Consider the following 16417-nt stretch of genomic DNA (forward strand, 5'->3'; position numbering starts at 1 on the left):
AAATCGGGTCCCCGCCTGCGCGGGGACGACGTGGGTTTTAAGTTATCAGCGCCGCATCGACAACCCGAACGCAACGCTCAAATCCGGCGTCTGGTGGTCCAAGCCGTGCACCACCGACAGGTCGAGCTGGCAGTCCTTCGACACCCGATATGTGAAGCCGCCGTCGACCGCCGCCTGGGTGCCGCCATGCCCACGCGAGGCGATCTGCGGCGCCGCCACCTCGGCGAAGCCCTGCCAGCGCTCCGTCAATTCCTTCGCCAGCGTCAGCGCCATGAACCCATAGCGGTAGCGCGCGCCGCGCTCGTCGTTTTCCATCGCCACGCCGGGCTCGAACTGCACGCTCCAGCCCCGGTCCAGGTCCCAGCCGGCCGGCAGGTACACGGCCGGGCGGGCGCCGCGGCCGCGCAGGTCGCGGCTGCCGCTGGGCAGCTCCACTTCGCCCAGCAGCGCCAGCGACGGCCGCGCGCCCTGCTGCTCCGCCAGGCGCCACTTGACGCCCAGGGACGTGTCCGCATAGCCGACGGTGGTCGTGCGTTCTCCGGTAGCCGGGTCGACGTCGTGGACGATGTCGCGGCCATCCGTCTCCAGGCGCAGCTCGACCTTGTCGCTCACGCCGAAGCGCAGCAGCGTGGGCGTGGACACGGTGCGTTCGTGCTCGTCGTCGTGGCGCTCGCGGTCCCATTGCACGCTCGTTTCGAGCTGGACGCGGCCCTTGCCGACGACGTCGGGGGCGTTCGCGAAACCGGGGCGGTCCGGGCTGATGGCGTCGTCGGGATCCGCCTGGGCGGCGTGGGCCGCCAGGAGCAGGGCCGCTCCCATGCAGGCGCGGCGGAGAATGGGGTGTGCGTTCATCTCGTCAGTATGCCAAAGGTCGGATGCACGCGCCGACCCCATGAAAAAAAGGCGGCGCCTCGCGGCGCCGCCTTTCGATGAAGCGAAGACAGGATTACTTGGTGTTCGCCTGGTCCATGTCCTTGCCGCCGTCGTGCTCGATCGCCTTGCGTACCTTGGCGACGTCCGCGGCGCTCACGCCGCCGGCGTGATTGCCCCAGCTGCTGCGCACGAAGGTGGCCAGCTGCGCGGCCTCGTCGTCCGACAGGCGCCATGCGAAGCCCGGCATGGCCAGGTCCGACGGACGCTCCTTGGTCGACGGCAGGCGGCTGCCGGCCAGGATCACGCGCACCAGCGAGGTCGCATCGTCGGCCAGCACGGTCGGGTTGCCGGGCAACGCCGGGAACGTGATCGAATTGGACTTGCCGTCGCTGCGGTGGCAGGCGTTGCAGTTGTCGAGGTAGAGCTGGGCACCGCGGTTGTCGCGGTCGTTGCCCGCCTTCAGCAGGCGCGTGGTGTCCTCGCTGGCGGCGAACGTGGCCTTGTTGGCGCCGTCGGCCGGCAGCGACTTCAGGTACAGCGCGATCGCGTGCAGGTCGCCGTCGTTCATCAGCTGGCCGCTGTGGGCGACGACGTCGTTCATCGGCTCGCCGACCACCGCGCTGTGGCGGTTACGGCCGGTCTTGAGCGTGTCGACGATGTCCTGCTCGGTCCACGAACCCAGGCCGTCGACCTTGTCGCCGCGCAGGTTGACCGCGCGCCAGCCGTCGATCAGCGGACCGCCGGCCAGGAACTGTTTGCCCGACTCGTCCAGCGCCAGTTCCTGCATGGTCGTCGCGCGCGGCGTGTGGCAGGTGCCGCAGTGGCCGGGGCCCTGCACCAGGTAGGCGCCGCGGGCCAGCTGCTCGTTCTGGTACTTCGAGACCTGGAACGGGGCGGCATCGCCCGGACCGAACTGCTTGCGCCAGATCGCCAGCGGCCAGCGGATCGACAGCGGCCAGGCGATGTCGTTCTTGTGGTTGGCCTGGTTGACCGGCTCCACGCCGTGCATGAAGTAGGCGTACAGGGCGCGCAGGTCCTGGTCGCTCAGCTTCACGTACGACGGGTACGGCATGGCCGGATACAGCGAATCGCCGTCCTTGCGGATGCCGTGGCGGATCGCGCGGTCGAAGTCGTTCAGCGTGTAGTTGCCGATACCGTTCGTCTTGTCCGGCGTGATGTTCGTGCTGTACATATTGCCGATCGGCGACTGGATCACGCGGCCGCCCGCATACGACTTGCCGCCCGGCGCCGTGTGGCAGGCCACGCAGTCCGCCGTGATCGCCACGTAGCGGCCCATCTCGACCAGCTTGGCCTGGTCGACGGAGGCGTCGGCCGGGGCGATGGCGCGGGTCTCGGTCGGCGTCAAGGCATAGGCCAGCGCGCCGGCGAAGACCACCGCGCCGATACCGACGACAGCGGCGATTGCTTTTTTAGTAGTACTCATCGTCATTGTCGTTTGTCCTTATGCTTGCACCAGCGGGCCCGGGGCCTTCAGGTATTGCTCGCGGATCGCCTTGGCGCACCAGTACGCCAGGCCGCCCACCAGGCCGGTCGGGTTGTAGCCGTTGTTCTGCGGGAACGCGTTGGCGCCCGGCACGAACACGTTCGACACATCCCACGACTGCAGGTACTTGTTCAGGGCCGAGGTCTTCGGATCCTTGCCCATGATCGCGCCGCCGCAGGTGTGGGTCGACTGGTACTGGGTGATGTTGTAGTGCGAGCCGTCCTTCTTGGCATCGCCCTTCATCGCCACCGGATTGAGGACCTTGGACATCTGCTGGGCCTTGTCGACCAGGTACTGCGAGGCCTTGATCTCGTTGTCGTGCCAGTCGAAGGTCATGCGCAGCATCGGACGGCCGAAGGCATCCTTGTAGTTCGGATCGAGGCTCAGGTAGGCATCGTCGTAGGACATGCACGAACCCTGCACTTCGAAGTAGAACTGGTGGCGGAAGAACTTCTTGACACCCGCCTTCCACTCGCTGCCCCAGTTCGGGATGCCCGGCGGGGTGGCGATGCCGCGGATCGGACCGGAGCCCGGCTGGCGCGCCCAGACGATGCCGCCGCCGATGAAGCCGGACTTGGTCGGATCGTTCTGCTTGCCGTTCAGGTCGTCGAAGGTGGCGCCGGCGCCGCCGATGCCGATGAACGGGTTGGCCTGCACGTCTTCGTTGAAGAACAGGTTCACGCGGTTCAGGTTCTGGTACGAGTAGTTCTTGCCGATGGTGCCCGTCTTGGTGACCGGGTCGTACGGGGTACCGATGCCCGACAGCAGCATCAGGTGCACGTTCATGTACGAGAAGGCGCACAGCAGCACGATGTCGGCCGGCTGTTCGCATTCGCGGCCCTGGGCGTCCAGGTAGGTCACGCCGGTGGCCTTCTTCTTGTCGGCATCCAGGTTGACCTTCAGCACCTGGGCATGGGTACGCATCTCGAAGTTCTTGCGGCCGCGCACGACCGGCCAGACGTTGGCGTTCGGGCTCGCCTTCGAGTAGTTCAGGCAGCCGTAGTCCGAGCAGAAGCCGCAGGCATTGCACGGGCCCATCTGGCAGCCGTAGGGGTTGATGTAGGGCTGCGAGGCGTTCGAGGCCGGGATCGGATAGGCGTGGTAGCCCATCTCGGCGGCGGCCTTGTAGAACATTTCCGCGCCCAGGTAGTTCGGGTTCGGCGGCAGCGGGTATTCGCGCTTGCGGGCGCCTTCGAACGGGTTGCCGCCCTCGATGATCTTGCCGTTCAGGTTGCCGGCCTTGCCCGAGGTGCCGCACACGTATTCGAACATGTCCAGGCTTTCTTCCAGCTCCTCGTAGGTGACCGGGAAGTCCTGGATGGTCATGTTGGCGGGGATGAACTTCTTGCCGAAGCGCTGTTCCAGGCTGCTGCGCGCGGTGAAGTCTTCCGGCAGCGGACGGAAGTGCGCGCCCGACCAGTGGCTGCCCGCGCCGCCCACGCCGGTACCCGGCTTGAACGAGCCCATCTGGCGATACGGCACCGCGGTGTCGTTGGTGCTGTGACGGATGGTCAGGGTTTCCTGCGACAGCGACTGCAGGTACTTGCGGTGCACGGAGCCTTCCAGTTCGTCGACCACGCGCGGATACGCGAAGTCGGGCACCGTGTCGCGGTCCGGGCCGCGCTCCAGGCAGACCACGGTCAGGCCCTGGTCCGTGAGTTCCTTCGCCAGGATCGAGCCGGTCCAGCCGGCGCCGACGATCACGGCGTCTACTTTGTTCTTTACGATTGCCATTGTCTGTTATTCCTCGCGTTTATCCACGGCGTCCGGCCAGGTCGACCGGACCGATCGGATACGGCTTGTCGCGCACCTCGACCCAGTCGAGGTAGTCGCCGCGCATGCCCGGATAGCCGATCATCTTCCACGAGCCCATGCCCTTGTTGCCGCCGTGTTTCGGGTCGGCGAAGTAGCCGTTGCGGGTCTCGGTCAGCAGGTTGGCGAAGAAGATCTTCGAGGAGATGTTCTCGAACTTCAGCTTGCCGCCTTCGCATTCCTTCAGCAGCGCTTCCTGCTGGGCCTTTTCCAGGTCGGCGAACTTCTTGCCGCCGAAGGTCTTGGCACAGTGGTTGTCGAGATCCTTGATGCCGACGCGCAGGATGTCCTTCAGCGGCAGCTTGCCCTGGTAGCCGAACTCCCCCGGCGCTTCCAGGAACGGACCCTGCAGGTACCAGATGCTGCCGGCCGCGTACGGGGTCTGCATGTGGCGGTCGAGGAACTCGAGGGTGCCGAGCTCGATGGCGCCCGGACCGTGTTCGTCGTGCGGGATGAGGCGATCGACGGCGGCCGTCAGGAAACGCCATTCGTCGGCGGTGAAGAAGGCCGGGTTGTAGGCATCCGGTTTTCCTTCCGGAGCAGCGGTCGCCGCGGCGTCGGCGGGTTTCAGGCCGGCATTCAGGACACCCGCCGCGCCGACACCCATCGGCACGAACATCAGGCTCTTGATCAGGCGCCGACGCGAAGGAGATTGCTGGTCGTCAGACATGAAAAATCTCTCTCTTATAAAAATAAAAAATGCCGCATGGAAACAGCACTCGAATTGTGCATTTTAACCTGCGTTCGTGCACGTAAATCCACTCGATACAATCAAGAAACATATTCGTTTTGTATAAATGCAACGACCTCGTAGAAACACCTATTGACGGATTCTCTCCAAAAATCACGCGCTTCACGCTTTCGAACAAAAACGCCAAGTCCTTGTTCCATAAGAAATTATTAGTGAGAATCATTCTCGCGATGGGGTGGCAGGCCACGCGCGGCTGGACGGTGCGAAAAAAAACTCCCCGGCCGTTTCCGGTCCGGGGAGTCGTCGAGATCGGCGCCGCGCGCTTACTGGTTCTGCAGGAAGGTCTTGAGCTTGTCCGAACGCGAAGGCTGGCGCAGCTTGCTCATCGCCTTGGCTTCGATCTGGCGGATACGCTCGCGGGTCACGTCGAACTGCTTGCCCACTTCTTCCAGCGTGTGGTCGTTCGACATCTCGACGCCGTAGCGCATGCGCAGCACCTTGGCTTCGCGCGGGGTCAGCGAATCGAGCACCTCCTTGATCACGCCGCGCATCGAGGCGTGCATCGCCGCTTCCAGCGGCGCCAGGGTGGCGTTGTCCTCGATGAAGTCGCCCAGCTGCGAATCGCCATCCTCGCCCATCGGGGTCTCCATGGAGATCGGCTCCTTGGCGATCTTCATGATCTCGCGCACCTTCGATTCCGGCATCTCCATCTTGGTCGCCAGCGTCGCCATGTCCGGCTCGCTGCCAGTTTCCTGCATGATCTGGCGCGAGATGCGGTTCATCTTGTTGATCGTTTCGATCATGTGCACCGGCACGCGGATGGTGCGGGCCATGTCGGCGATCGAACGGGTGATCGCCTGGCGGATCCACCAGGTCGCGTAGGTCGAGAATTTATAACCGCGGCGGTACTCGAACTTGTCGACGGCCTTCAGCAGGCCGATATTGCCTTCCTGGATCAGGTCCAGGAACTGCAGGCCGCGGTTGATGTATTTCTTCGCGATCGAGATCACCAGGCGCAGGTTGGCGACCGTCATTTCGCGCTTCGCGGTCCGGGCGCGCTTTTCGCCGGCAGCCATCTGCTTGTTGATCTTGCGCAGGTCGGCCAGCGGCAGCGCGACGCGTGCCTGCAGGTCGATCATGCGCTGCTGCAGTTCCTGGATCGCCGGCGCGTTACGGCCCAGCACGGCACTGTAGGGATAGGCGCAATCGACTTCGCGCTGCACCCATTGCAGGTCCGTCTCGTTGCCCGGGAAGACCTTGATGAAGTGGGCGCGCGGCATGCCGCAGCGGTTCACGCAGATGTCCAGCACGGCGCGCTCGATCGAGCGCACTTCGTCCATCTGGCCGCGCAGGGTGTCGCACAGCTTTTCCACGATCTTGGCCGTGAAGCGGATGCCCAGCAGCTCGCTCGAGATGACGGCCTGCGCGTCCTCGTAGGCCTCGGAGCCGTAGCCCTGGGTCTTGAACGCATGGCCCATCTTGTCGAACTGCTTCTCGATGACGGCGAATTTTTCCAGCGCATTCTCGCGCAGCGCGGCCAACTGCTCGGCCGAGTAGCCGGCGGCGGCGCTGCCGCCCGATTCGCCCTCTTCCTCTTCGTCCTCGACGTCTTCCTCGTCCTCGTCCTCATCCGACGACGCGGCCGCCGCCGGCGCCGGGGCGGCGGCTTCGTTCAGGTCGACGAAGCCGTCGACCACGTCGTCGATCTTCAGTTCGTCGGACGCGATCTTGTGCGACAGCGCGATGATTTCCGAGATCGTCACCGGGCAGGCCGAAATCGCCTGCACCATGTCCTTCAGGCCTTCCTCGATGCGCTTGGCGATGGCGATCTCGCCTTCGCGCGTCAGCAGCGACACGGCGCCCATCTCGCGCATGTACATGCGCACCGGGTCCGTCGTGCGGCCGAAGTCGGAGTCGACCGTCGACAGCGCCGTCGCGGCGGCCGCCTCGACCTCGTCCTCCGAGGTCGGGGTGACGACGGCGTCCGACAGCAGCATCATTTCCGCTTCCGGGGCGCGCTCGTAGACGGCGATGCCCATGTCGTTGAAGGTCGCGATGATGCCTTCGATCGCTTCCGGATCGATGATGTTTTCCGGCAGGTGGTCGTTGATCTCCGCATGGGTCAGGTAGCCGCGCTCCTTGCCCATGTTGATCAGGTTCTTCAGCTGCGTGCGGCGCTTTTCCAGTTCCTCGTTCGAGAAGCCCTCTTCGCCACCCAGCATGCCCGGCACGCCCTTGGCCTTGCGCTCGCGCAGCTTGGAGGCCGCCTTCAGTTCGGCGCGCTCGACCGCGTTCAGCGCCGCGATCTCGTCGTTCTCGGGCACGAATTCGCTCGGCTTGCGGCCGCGGCGGCCCGGCACCTTCACCTGCGGCAGCAGGTAGCCGGACGTGTCGATGGCGGCCAGCGCGGCGGCGTCGGTGGTGGTGCTGACGGAACCGACGGCGGCCGGCGCCGCTTGCGCCGGGTTCGCGCCCGGCTCGACGCGGCGCGCAGTGCGGGTGCGCACGACGCGCGGCGCCGGGGCGGCTTCCTCGGCCGGTTCGGCGGCCGCAACGGCCGCAATGGCCCCAGCGGCCGGTGCCGGCGCGGCTTCCTCGGCCGCGGCCTTCAGCGCGGCCAGCTTCGAGACGCGCTTGCGCACGATCACCGGCGGCGCGCTCGGCGCGGCCGGGGTCGGGATGTAGCCGGCGTCGTCGCCCGCATCGGCATCGCCGGCAGCCACGGCGGCCGGCGCCGCCGACACCACCGACGGCGCGGCGGCCACCGCTTCCGGCACCTCGGCCGCGACCTCGGCGGCCAGCGCCTGCGCTTCGATTGCGCCGGCAGCGGCGGCGGTATCGACGGCATCGGCCGGGAGCTGCTGCGCCTGCGCCTCCTCCGCCTGGGCCGCCTTCAGCGATGCCAGGCGCGAACGCGTCTTGACCACCGTGACCTTGGCCGCCGCTTCCGTTTCGAGGAAATACGAGGTCGCGGTTTTCGGCACCGACAGCTGCGCCGTGCCCGTGGTGGCCGGCTTCTTCGCTGTCAGAGTCAACGTCTTGGCGGTGTTTTTCATGTAGCTTTCTCCAGTCGAGGCGAGATGCGCGCCTGCGAAGTCAAAGATCCACCCGGCCTGCGTCGCAAGCCTGGAGGAAGTAATAAGGGAAGGGCCCTAACTAGGGGCGGACCTGCCGGATATCAAGCATCCCTGCTACTGCTGCTGGCCGGTCGGCGCTTGGCACGGCAAGCCGGACGATCCGGGGCGTGCACGCAACGGGACGGGAAGCAGGACGGCAAGGGTTGGATATCGCGGTTTAGCATGTCGGAACGAAAAAAAGCCCGTCAGACAACGGGCTTGAAATCTATTTTTCCAAGGGAGAAATAGAGGAGACAGGCACATTATGCACTAAGGAAAGATTTAGTGATAATTGAAATATTCGATAATGGATATATATTTCACGCATATCCGCCCGTCTTCGACCCCTGGCCGGTCTGCGTCGGCGCAAGCTCGACGCAAGGAAAGAGGCGGATCATACACGATTTCTTGCCGGCGCGCCGCCTCCCTGCACTTTTTGGGTGCACCCCGGCTGCGCTCCATCAAGCGCGAAATCGCGCCGAAAAACGATTCCCGACACCGCTCGGCGGCGCGCTATGCCCTCTGCCATGCTATCCTTCCGCTTCCTGCTCTTACCATGAAGTCAATGAACACGATTAGCACCGCCGCCGAACCTTCCCAGGCCACCGAAGACAGCACCGCCAACGCCGCCCCCGCACCCGTCGAGGGCGCCGCCGGCGTGGACCAGGCCGCAAGCGGCGACACCACCGCGGACACGGCGTCCGCCGCCGGCGCGGGCGCCGACGCGCAGTCGCCGCGCGCCCTGCTCAAGCAGCTGCAGCAGCAATTCAAGGCCTTCCGCGAGTGCCTGCCGCTGGCCATCGGCATCGACAAGCAGGTGCTGGCGCGCATGCCGAACCTGAACCGCAAGGCGATGCGCGCCGCGCTGGGCATCCACACGGGCTCCATGCGCTACCTGCGTGCGATGGAAAAGGCCACCGTGCGCTTCGACCTGGACGGCAATCCAGGCGCCGAAGTCACCGACACCCACCGCTTGCACGCCAAGGAATTGCTGCAGCAGCGCTTCAAGAAGGAAGCCGAGCGCAAGAAGGCCGAGCGCGACGCCGCCGCCCAGGCCGAGGCCGACCGCAAGCGCCAGGAAAAGCTGCAGCAGCTCGCCTCCAAGTTCGCCAAGCGCTGATGGACGAGGCCGAGGACAACGCCCTCCCTCCCTACGAAGGCATCAAGCTGGCCGACGTGCGCCTGGTGCGCACGCGCCAGGACGCCGAGGCGGCCCTGGCCGCCTTGAGCGCATCCGACGCGGTCGGCTTCGACACCGAATCGAAGCCGACCTTCCAGAAAGGCGAAGTCTCGACCGGGCCGCACCTGGTGCAGCTCGCCACCGACGACCACGCCTACCTGTTCCAGATCGGCATGGCACGCCACGCGCCCGCCGTCGACGGCGCGCCGGATCCGCTGGCGGCCATTCCCGGCATCGACGTGCTGCGCGCCGTGCTGGAGTCCCCCGCGATCCTGAAGGCCGGCTTCGGCCTGGGCGACGACCTGCGCCGCCTGCGCGCCAAGCTGGGCATCGAGACGGTCAACGTGGTCGACCTGGCCACGGCCCTGCGCCGCGGCGAGCGCAACGCCTGGGGCGCGAAGACGGCCGTCGAACGCTTCTTCGGCCAGCGCCTGCAGAAGTCGCGCAAGATCACCACCACCAACTGGGCCTTGCCGCGCCTGTCCGAAAAACAGATCCTGTACGCGGCCGACGACGCCCACGTGGCCCTGCGCATCTACCGCCACTGGCGCGCCAATCCGCCGCCGCCGCTGCCGCCCCGGCACAACCCGGGCGGACCGCGGCGCGCGGCCCAGCCCAAGCCGCGGGACTGAAAGCGGCCTGCACCCGTCTTATAATGACGGGATGCGCGTTTTCCCACTGTCCCTCCTCCTGGCCGCCGCGGCGGCCTTGCAGGGCTGCTCCCCTTCCGGTCCCGTCGACGGCGCCGCCGCCTTCCAGAAATGCGCGTCCTGCCACGCGGTGGGTCCGAACGCCCATGGCGGCTTCGGTCCGCAATTGAACGGCCTGTTCGGCCGCCGTGCCGGCACGACACCCGACTATGCCTATTCCGACGCGATGAAGCGCTCGAACATCGTGTGGGACGATGCCACGCTGGCCGCCTTCCTGCGCGACCCGCACAACGTCGTCCCCGGCACCAGGATGCGCTTCTGGGGAATCGGCAACGAACGCGAGATCGCCGCCCTGCTGGACCACTTGCGCACCTTCCAGGACGTCCGCTAGCGCCCCCTCCTTTTGCCCACCCAAAAGATTGCGTAAAAGTTAAATCTACGCGGTATGATGCAGCGGTAAAGCTTTTCCTTGTCAGGGAATTCCATGCGCGCTTTGCCCCTTATCGTCCTGCTGCTGTGCGCCCCGGCCATCTCCGCCGTGCCCGACACCATGGCCCAGCGCCTGGCCGCCTGCACGTCCTGCCACGGCAGCACGCCCGCAGGCGACGCCGGCACAAACGCCGGCACGGGAGAGCGCCGCTACTATCCGCGCATCGCCGGCAAGCCGGCCGGCTATCTGTACAACCAGCTGCTCAACTTCCGCGAAGGCCGGCGCCAGTACCCCCTCATGACGTGGATGGTCGGCCACCTGTCGGACGACTACCTGCGCGAGATCGCGGCGTATTTCTCCAGCCAGCACCTGCCGGCGCCCGTGCTGTCGCGCGCGGGCCTGCCGGCGGCCGAGCTGGAACGGGGGCGCCAGCTCGTCACGCGCGGCGACCCGGCGCTGAGAATCCCGGCCTGCATCGCCTGCCACGGCGAGCGCCTGACGGGCGCCCTGCCCGCCATCCCCGGCCTCGTCGGCCTGCCGCGCGACTACATCAACGCCCAGTTCGGCGCCTGGCGCAACGGCAGCCGGCGCGCCCATGCGCCCGACTGCATGGCGGCGATCGCGTCGCGGCTGTCGCTGTCCGACGTGGCGGCCGTGTCGGGCTGGCTGGCGAGCGAGCCGCTGCCGGAAGACGCGGCGCCGGCGGCGGCGCCGGCACGCCCGCTGCCGCTGGCCTGCGGCAGCGCGCCGGAGGTGCGGCCATGAAGCGCGTCGGCATGGCCCTGCTTGCGCTCGTACTGCTCGTCGGCGTCATCGTCGCCGCCGCCTGGCCGCGCGCCCAATTCGTGCCGGCCGCCTCGCCCGAGGCCTGGGCCGCGACGCCCGCCAACATCGCGCGCGGCGCCTACCTCGCCCGCGCCGGCGACTGCATGGCCTGCCACACGGCGCGCGGCGGCGCGGCCTATGCCGGCGGCCGCGCGCTCGACACGCCGTTCGGCCGCGTGCTCTCGCCCAACATCACGCCGGACACCGCCACCGGCATCGGCGCCTGGAGCGCCGACGACTTCTGGCAGGCGCTGCACAACGGCATCGGCCGCGGCGGCCGCCTGCTGTATCCGGCCTTCCCCTATCCCAATTACACGCGCGTCACGCGCGCGGACGCCGATGCGCTGTTCGCCTACCTGCGCAGCCTGGCGCCGGTGCGCCAGGCCAACCGCCCGCACGCACTGCGCTTTCCCTACGACAGCCAGCTTGCGCTGGCCGGCTGGCGCCTGCTGTACTTCCGCCCGGCCGTGTACCAGCCCGACGGCAAGCGCACGCCGGCATGGAACCGCGGCGCCTACCTGGTCGAGGGCCTGGGCCATTGCGGCGCCTGCCACAGCGAGCGCAATCGCATGGGCGCGAGCGGCAAGGAGCTGGCCGGCGGATTGATCCCCACCGTCGGCTGGTATGCGCCCTCCCTCACGTCGAACGCCGAGGCGGGCCTGGGCCACTGGGACACGGAACACGTGGTGCAGCTGCTGCGCACGGGCGTGTCGCCGCGCGGCGCCGTGTTCGGGCCGATGGCCGACGTCGTGCAGCACAGCCTGCAGTACCTGACGCCCGACGATGCGACGGCGATGGCCGTCTACCTGAAATCGCTGCCGTCCGAAGCCAGGCCGCGGCCCGCCGCCGCGCCGCCCGACGCCGTCGCCAAGCTGGGACGCGCGCTGTACGAAAAGCACTGCGCCGATTGCCACGGCGCCGATGGCCGCGGCAGCGGCCTCGCGTATCCGCCGCTGGCCGGCAACGGGGCGCTGACGACGGCGGAGCCCGTCAACGCCATCCGCATCGTGCTCAACGGCGGCTTCGCGCCGTCCACGGGCGGCAATCCGCGCCCCTACGGCATGCCGCCGTACAGCCCCGTGCTGAGCGATGCCGAGGTGGCGGCCGTCGTCACCTATGTACGCAGCAGCTGGGGCAATGCGGCCGGTGCCGTGACGCCGGCGCAGGTGAACCGCTACCGGGCCGTGCCGCTGGATTGACGCCGGGTCACGACCGGCGGCGATTCACACCATCTCGGCAAACCCGATCCGGTCCGTGGTCGCCGCGCGCGCCTCGTCGACGCCGACCTGGTGCGTCGCCAGCAGGTGTTCCAGCATGCTGTTCATCGTGTGGCAGCCGGGGTGGCTGCCCGTGTTCATGTGCGCGCGGATGGCGCCCAGGTCGCCCTGCTCGATCATCTCGGCCACGGCCGGGCTCAGGCTCAGGCACTCGGTGGCCAGGTGGTAGCGGTTGCCCTGACGGGACGGCAGCAGCGCCTGGCACAGCACGCCGCGCAGCGCGTGCGCGAGCGCCTGGCCCTGGGCTTCGGAATTGCCGAGCAGGCGCAGCATCTTCTGCAGGCCCAGCTCGGTGGAGCGGGCGTGCAGCGTGGCCAGCACCAGCGGTCCGGATTCGGCCAGCGCCAGCGCTTCCTGCGCCGTCTGGGCATCGCGGATCTCGCCGATGACGATGACGTCCGGGCGCTCTCGCAGCGCGTCCAGCGCGCCCAGGTAATAGCTCTCGACGTCGCCGTCGACGCCCACTTCGCGCTGCGTGATGATGCACTTGCGCTGCGGGATCAGGGTCTCGACGGGGTCCTCGATGGTGATGATGTGGCCGGAACGCTGCTTGTTGATCTCATCCAGCATCGAGGCGATGGTGGTCGACTTGCCCTGGCAGGTGTCGCCGATGATCAGCACCAGGCCGCTCGTCAGGCGGGCGAATTCCTGCTCGTCCTGGTGCAGGCCCAGTTCGGACAGCGCCAGCGGCTCCTTCGGGAAGCGGCGGATCACGCAGCCGAGGCGCTTGCGGCCCTGGAAATGGAAGCAGTTGGCGCGGATGCGCGCCGTGTGCAGGTCGATCGAGCGGTCGAAGGCGCGCTCGGCGATGCGCTCGGACCAGTTCGGCTCGATGACGTCGAAGAATTCTTCCAGCTCTTCCTTGGTGATCGGCGAATCCGTCACCGCCACCAGCCCCTTCGGCTGGCGCAGCATCAGGGGGCTGTTCTGGTGGATGATGATGTCCGAGAACACCAGCTTCGAATTCAGCAGGTGCAGGATCTGCTCGACCAGGGTGCCGAACACCGGGTGGTCTTCGTTCTCGATGTACGAGAGGGTGGGAATCTGCGAGGACTGGTGGTATTCCATCGGTGGCATCAATGCATGGACAACAATGCATTAATTATAAAACCACCTGCCATCAAAAGTTCCAGCAGGAAAGATATTTTTCTTCAGCCGCGCAACAACTGGGCGATGCGGTCGCCGAACAGCGCCATGCCGACGCCGGCGATCATCACGGCGGCCCCGGCCAGGCGGATCGGGCTCACCTTGCGCATGGCCACGTTGACGAGGCCGAAGTGGTCGATGGCCATCGACGTCAGCAACTGCCCCGCGATCACCAGCACGACCATGTTCAGGATGCCGATGCGCGGCACCAGCACGACGGTGCAGAAGATGAAGGCGGCGCCCAGGAAGCCGCCGGAAAACTTCCATAGCGGCTGCTGCGGCAAGGCCGCCAGCGCATCCGGCAGGCCGCCGCGGACGAAGGCGATGACGGCCAGCGCGCACGTCCCGCACAGGAAGGAGACGAGCGCCGCGACGACGGAATTGGCGCCGACGGCGGCCGCCATCTGGCTATTGATGGCGGCCTGGAAGGAAACGGCGATGCCGGCCGCGAAGGCGACGGCGAACAACAGGACATTCATGCGCTACGACACCGGCCCGCGGCCGGGATTCACCAAAAGAGTGCGCGATTGTAGCAAACCGGTGCACGGCCGGCGACACCCCTGCGGCGCATGCGCGGCCCGTCACGCCGCGGCGGCCTCCAGCGCATCCATCAGGTCCTGGTCCAGATGGCGCGCGACGGCATCCACGCGCTCGTCGCCGAACTGGCCGAACACGGACACGGGCCGGTCGTATTCGAACACGGTCCCGCCCTGCCCGTCGTCGCGCAGCAGCACGCGGATCGGCGCGTACAGCCCGGCCGACAAGTCGTGGCGCGTCATGCGCGATGCCGTCAGCGGGTTGCCGATGTCGTACTGGATGGCGCGCCGCTGCTGGCCCACGGTGCCGAGCAGCGCGCCGTGGTCGCGCATGCCGAAGATCGTCAGCGCCGGCAAGGCCTCGAGCTCGCGCAGCGCGCGGGCGTGCTCGCCGTAGCGCAGCAGCGTGAAGATGCCGTCGTCGATGCGGGGCACGGTGCGTTCGAGCTTGGCCTTGACGGCATCGAAGGCCTGGGAAGAACGGATCGTGACATGCTCGACGGCGATGCGGTCGATGTGGCGGCTGATGGTGCTCATGGCGGTTCTCCTTGCTTGCTGGCGGGTGGCATGACGGATTTATGATGATCGTCATATTAGTGGGCATGGTAACCCGAAACGCGGCGCCGCGCACGGCGCCCCGCCTTCCGGCCAGGAGGCAGGTGAAACTCAGGCCGCCAGCAGCGTATCGAGTTCGCGCTCCAGCGCGGCGTGCGAGTCGACGACGCGCCAGGCGCCGGCGAACGGATAGTCCTTCAACAGGTCGCTGCGCAGCGCGATGCAGCGCAGGCCGGCGGCGGTGGCCGCCGCCACGCCGCGCGGCGAATCCTCGACGGCGATGCACTCGCCCGCATCGCGTCCGAGCCGGCGCAAGGCATGCAGGTAGGGGTCCGGATGGGGTTTCGGCCGCATGCCCTCCTCGCGCGCGAACACCTTGCCGATGTGGCGCAGCACGCCGCCATGGCGGTGCGCCAGCGCGATGTGTTCGGCGTACGAGGCGGTGACGATGTTCATGTCCACGCGCGGCGCCAGGCGCGCCAGCATCGCTTCCACCCCGGGAAAGCACAGCGGCGCCGTCGCCTGCGCCAGCAGCTGCGCGTAGCGGGCGTCGCGCGCGCGCCGCGCCGCCGGCACCTCGGCGGGCGGCAGCAGGTGCCAGGCGCCGCGCGACTCCTCCAGGTACCAGGCGACGTAGTCCGCGTGCGTCAGCACGATGCCGTGCTCCGCCAGCACGTCGCGGTTGGCGTCGAAGAACAGGCGCTCCGTGTCCGAGAGGACGCCGTCGTTATCCCACAGGATCGCCTTCAGCATGCCGGATCAGCGCCCCAGCTCATCGGGCCACTCATCGAGCCAAGTATGCGGCGAACGCCGCCAGGTCGACGTTGCCGCCGCTGACGAGGATGCCGACCTTCTTGCCCTTGAGCTGGTCCTTCATGCGGCGCGCGGCGGCGAAGCCCAGGCAGCCCGTCGGCTCGACGACGATCTTCATGCGCTCGGCAAAGAAGCGCATGCAGTCGACCAGCTCGTCGTCGCTGGCCGTCAGGATGTCGTCGACGTCGCGGCGGATGATCGGGAACGTCAGTTGGCCCAGGTGCTGGGTCTGGGCGCCGTCGGCGATGGTCTTGGGCGTGTCGATGTGGACGATGGCGCCGCTGCGGAACGATTGCTGGCCGTCGTTGCCCGCCTCCGGCTCGACGCCGTACAGCGTCGTGTCCGGCGACAGCGCGCGCGTGGCCAGCGCGGAGCCGGCCAGCAGGCCGCCGCCGCCCAGGCAGACGAAAAAGGCGTCCAGCGGACCGGCTTCCTCGAACAGCTCCTTGGCCGCCGTGCCCTGGCCGGCGATCACGTCCGGGTGGTCGTAGGGCGGGATCAGCGTGAGGCCGTGCTTCTCGGCCAGCTCGCGGCCGATCTGCTCGCGGTCTTCCGTGTAGCGGTCGTAGGTGACGACGTTGCCGCCATAACCCTTGGTCGCCGCGACCTTGGCGGCCGGCGCGTCCTGCGGCATCACGATGGTGGCCGGCATGCCCAGCAGCTTCGCCGCCAGCGCGATCGCCTGCGCGTGGTTGCCGGACGAGAACGCGACCACGCCGGCGCGGCGCTGCTCGGGCGTGAACCGGGCCAGCGCATTGCAGGCGCCGCGGAACTTGAAGGCGCCCATGCGCTGCAGGTTCTCGCACTTGAAGTACAGCTCGGCGCCGAACAGTTCGTTGGCGGTGCGCGAGGTCAGCACCGGGGTGCGGTTGGCGATGCCCGCGATGCGGTCGGCGGCGGCGGCGACGTCGGCATAGGTCGGCGGCTGGAGCGTGCTCATGGTGGTTCCTTCTGGTGGCTGGCGATGATGCGTCGAGACAGCCATTGTAGCCGCGTCCGCCGCCCGGAA

General features: G+C 67.6%; 15 protein-coding genes. 5 read left to right on the forward strand and 10 right to left on the reverse strand.

The window, feature by feature from the left end; all coding sequences use genetic code 11:
• Positions 1–45: 45 nt before the first annotated feature.
• From QPK32_RS03695 to rpoD, 5 genes are all read right to left on the reverse strand, one after another.
• A complete protein-coding gene (locus tag QPK32_RS03695) occupies positions 46–852 on the reverse strand; it encodes a transporter (protein WP_290411423.1) in 807 nt (268 codons plus the stop codon).
• A 94-nt stretch (positions 853–946) separates the two neighbouring features.
• Positions 947–2317: a cytochrome c gene (locus QPK32_RS03700; protein ID WP_290411424.1), complete on the reverse strand. Its 1371-nt coding sequence runs from the start codon at positions 2315–2317 to the stop codon at positions 947–949.
• Positions 2318–2335: 18 nt separating this feature from the next.
• Positions 2336–4111 (reverse strand): GMC family oxidoreductase, encoded by a 1776-nt coding sequence (locus QPK32_RS03705; RefSeq protein ID WP_290411425.1) that lies wholly within the window; start codon positions 4109–4111, stop codon positions 2336–2338.
• A gap of 19 nt (positions 4112–4130) precedes the next feature.
• Positions 4131–4859 (reverse strand): gluconate 2-dehydrogenase subunit 3 family protein, encoded by a 729-nt coding sequence (locus QPK32_RS03710; protein ID WP_290411426.1) that lies wholly within the window; start codon positions 4857–4859, stop codon positions 4131–4133.
• A 344-nt stretch (positions 4860–5203) separates the two neighbouring features.
• Positions 5204–7936 (reverse strand): RNA polymerase sigma factor RpoD, encoded by a 2733-nt coding sequence (gene rpoD / locus QPK32_RS03715; RefSeq protein ID WP_290411427.1) that lies wholly within the window; start codon positions 7934–7936, stop codon positions 5204–5206.
• A gap of 616 nt (positions 7937–8552) precedes the next feature.
• On the opposite strand from rpoD, the gene QPK32_RS03720 reads away from it, so the two are divergent.
• The 5 genes from QPK32_RS03720 (at position 8553) to QPK32_RS03740 (ending at position 12280) form a co-directional block, all read left to right on the forward strand.
• Positions 8553–9116 carry a ProQ/FINO family protein gene (locus QPK32_RS03720; protein WP_374046695.1) on the forward strand — a complete coding sequence of 188 codons (564 nt, stop codon included), beginning with the start codon at positions 8553–8555 and terminating at the stop codon, positions 9114–9116.
• Positions 9116–9808: a 3'-5' exonuclease gene (locus tag QPK32_RS03725; protein WP_290411428.1), complete on the forward strand. Its 693-nt coding sequence runs from the start codon at positions 9116–9118 to the stop codon at positions 9806–9808. Before QPK32_RS03720 ends, QPK32_RS03725 begins: the two co-directional genes overlap by 1 nt.
• Positions 9809–9839: 31 nt before the next feature.
• Positions 9840–10217, forward strand: a complete 378-nt coding sequence (locus QPK32_RS03730; RefSeq protein WP_290411429.1) for a cytochrome c family protein — start codon at positions 9840–9842, stop codon at positions 10215–10217.
• Positions 10218–10310: 93 nt separating this feature from the next.
• Positions 10311–11021, forward strand: coding sequence for a c-type cytochrome (locus QPK32_RS03735; RefSeq protein ID WP_290411430.1), 711 nt, complete (start codon positions 10311–10313; stop codon positions 11019–11021).
• Complete coding sequence (locus tag QPK32_RS03740) at positions 11018–12280, forward strand: cytochrome c (protein WP_290411431.1); 1263 nt, start codon at positions 11018–11020, stop codon at positions 12278–12280. Before QPK32_RS03735 ends, QPK32_RS03740 begins: the two co-directional genes overlap by 4 nt.
• A gap of 24 nt (positions 12281–12304) precedes the next feature.
• Here the strand turns inward: QPK32_RS03740 and QPK32_RS03745 are convergent, their stop codons facing one another.
• The 5 genes from QPK32_RS03745 to QPK32_RS03765 form a co-directional block, all read right to left on the reverse strand.
• A complete protein-coding gene (locus QPK32_RS03745; protein WP_290411796.1) occupies positions 12305–13426 on the reverse strand; it encodes a type IV pilus twitching motility protein PilT in 1122 nt (373 codons plus the stop codon).
• Positions 13427–13509: 83 nt separating this feature from the next.
• Positions 13510–13983, reverse strand: coding sequence for a DMT family transporter (locus QPK32_RS03750; protein ID WP_290411432.1), 474 nt, complete (start codon positions 13981–13983; stop codon positions 13510–13512).
• A gap of 102 nt (positions 13984–14085) precedes the next feature.
• Positions 14086–14577 (reverse strand): DUF302 domain-containing protein, encoded by a 492-nt coding sequence (locus QPK32_RS03755; protein ID WP_290411433.1) that lies wholly within the window; start codon positions 14575–14577, stop codon positions 14086–14088.
• Positions 14578–14706: 129 nt separating this feature from the next.
• A complete protein-coding gene (locus QPK32_RS03760; protein WP_290411434.1) occupies positions 14707–15348 on the reverse strand; it encodes an HAD family phosphatase in 642 nt (213 codons plus the stop codon).
• A 31-nt stretch (positions 15349–15379) separates the two neighbouring features.
• Positions 15380–16348: a threo-3-hydroxy-L-aspartate ammonia-lyase gene (locus QPK32_RS03765; RefSeq protein ID WP_290411435.1), complete on the reverse strand. Its 969-nt coding sequence runs from the start codon at positions 16346–16348 to the stop codon at positions 15380–15382.
• Positions 16349–16417 lie beyond the last annotated feature (69 nt).

The organism is Massilia sp. YIM B02763 (assembly GCF_030412015.1).
Taxonomy (GTDB): Bacteria; Pseudomonadota; Gammaproteobacteria; order Burkholderiales; family Burkholderiaceae_D; genus Telluria.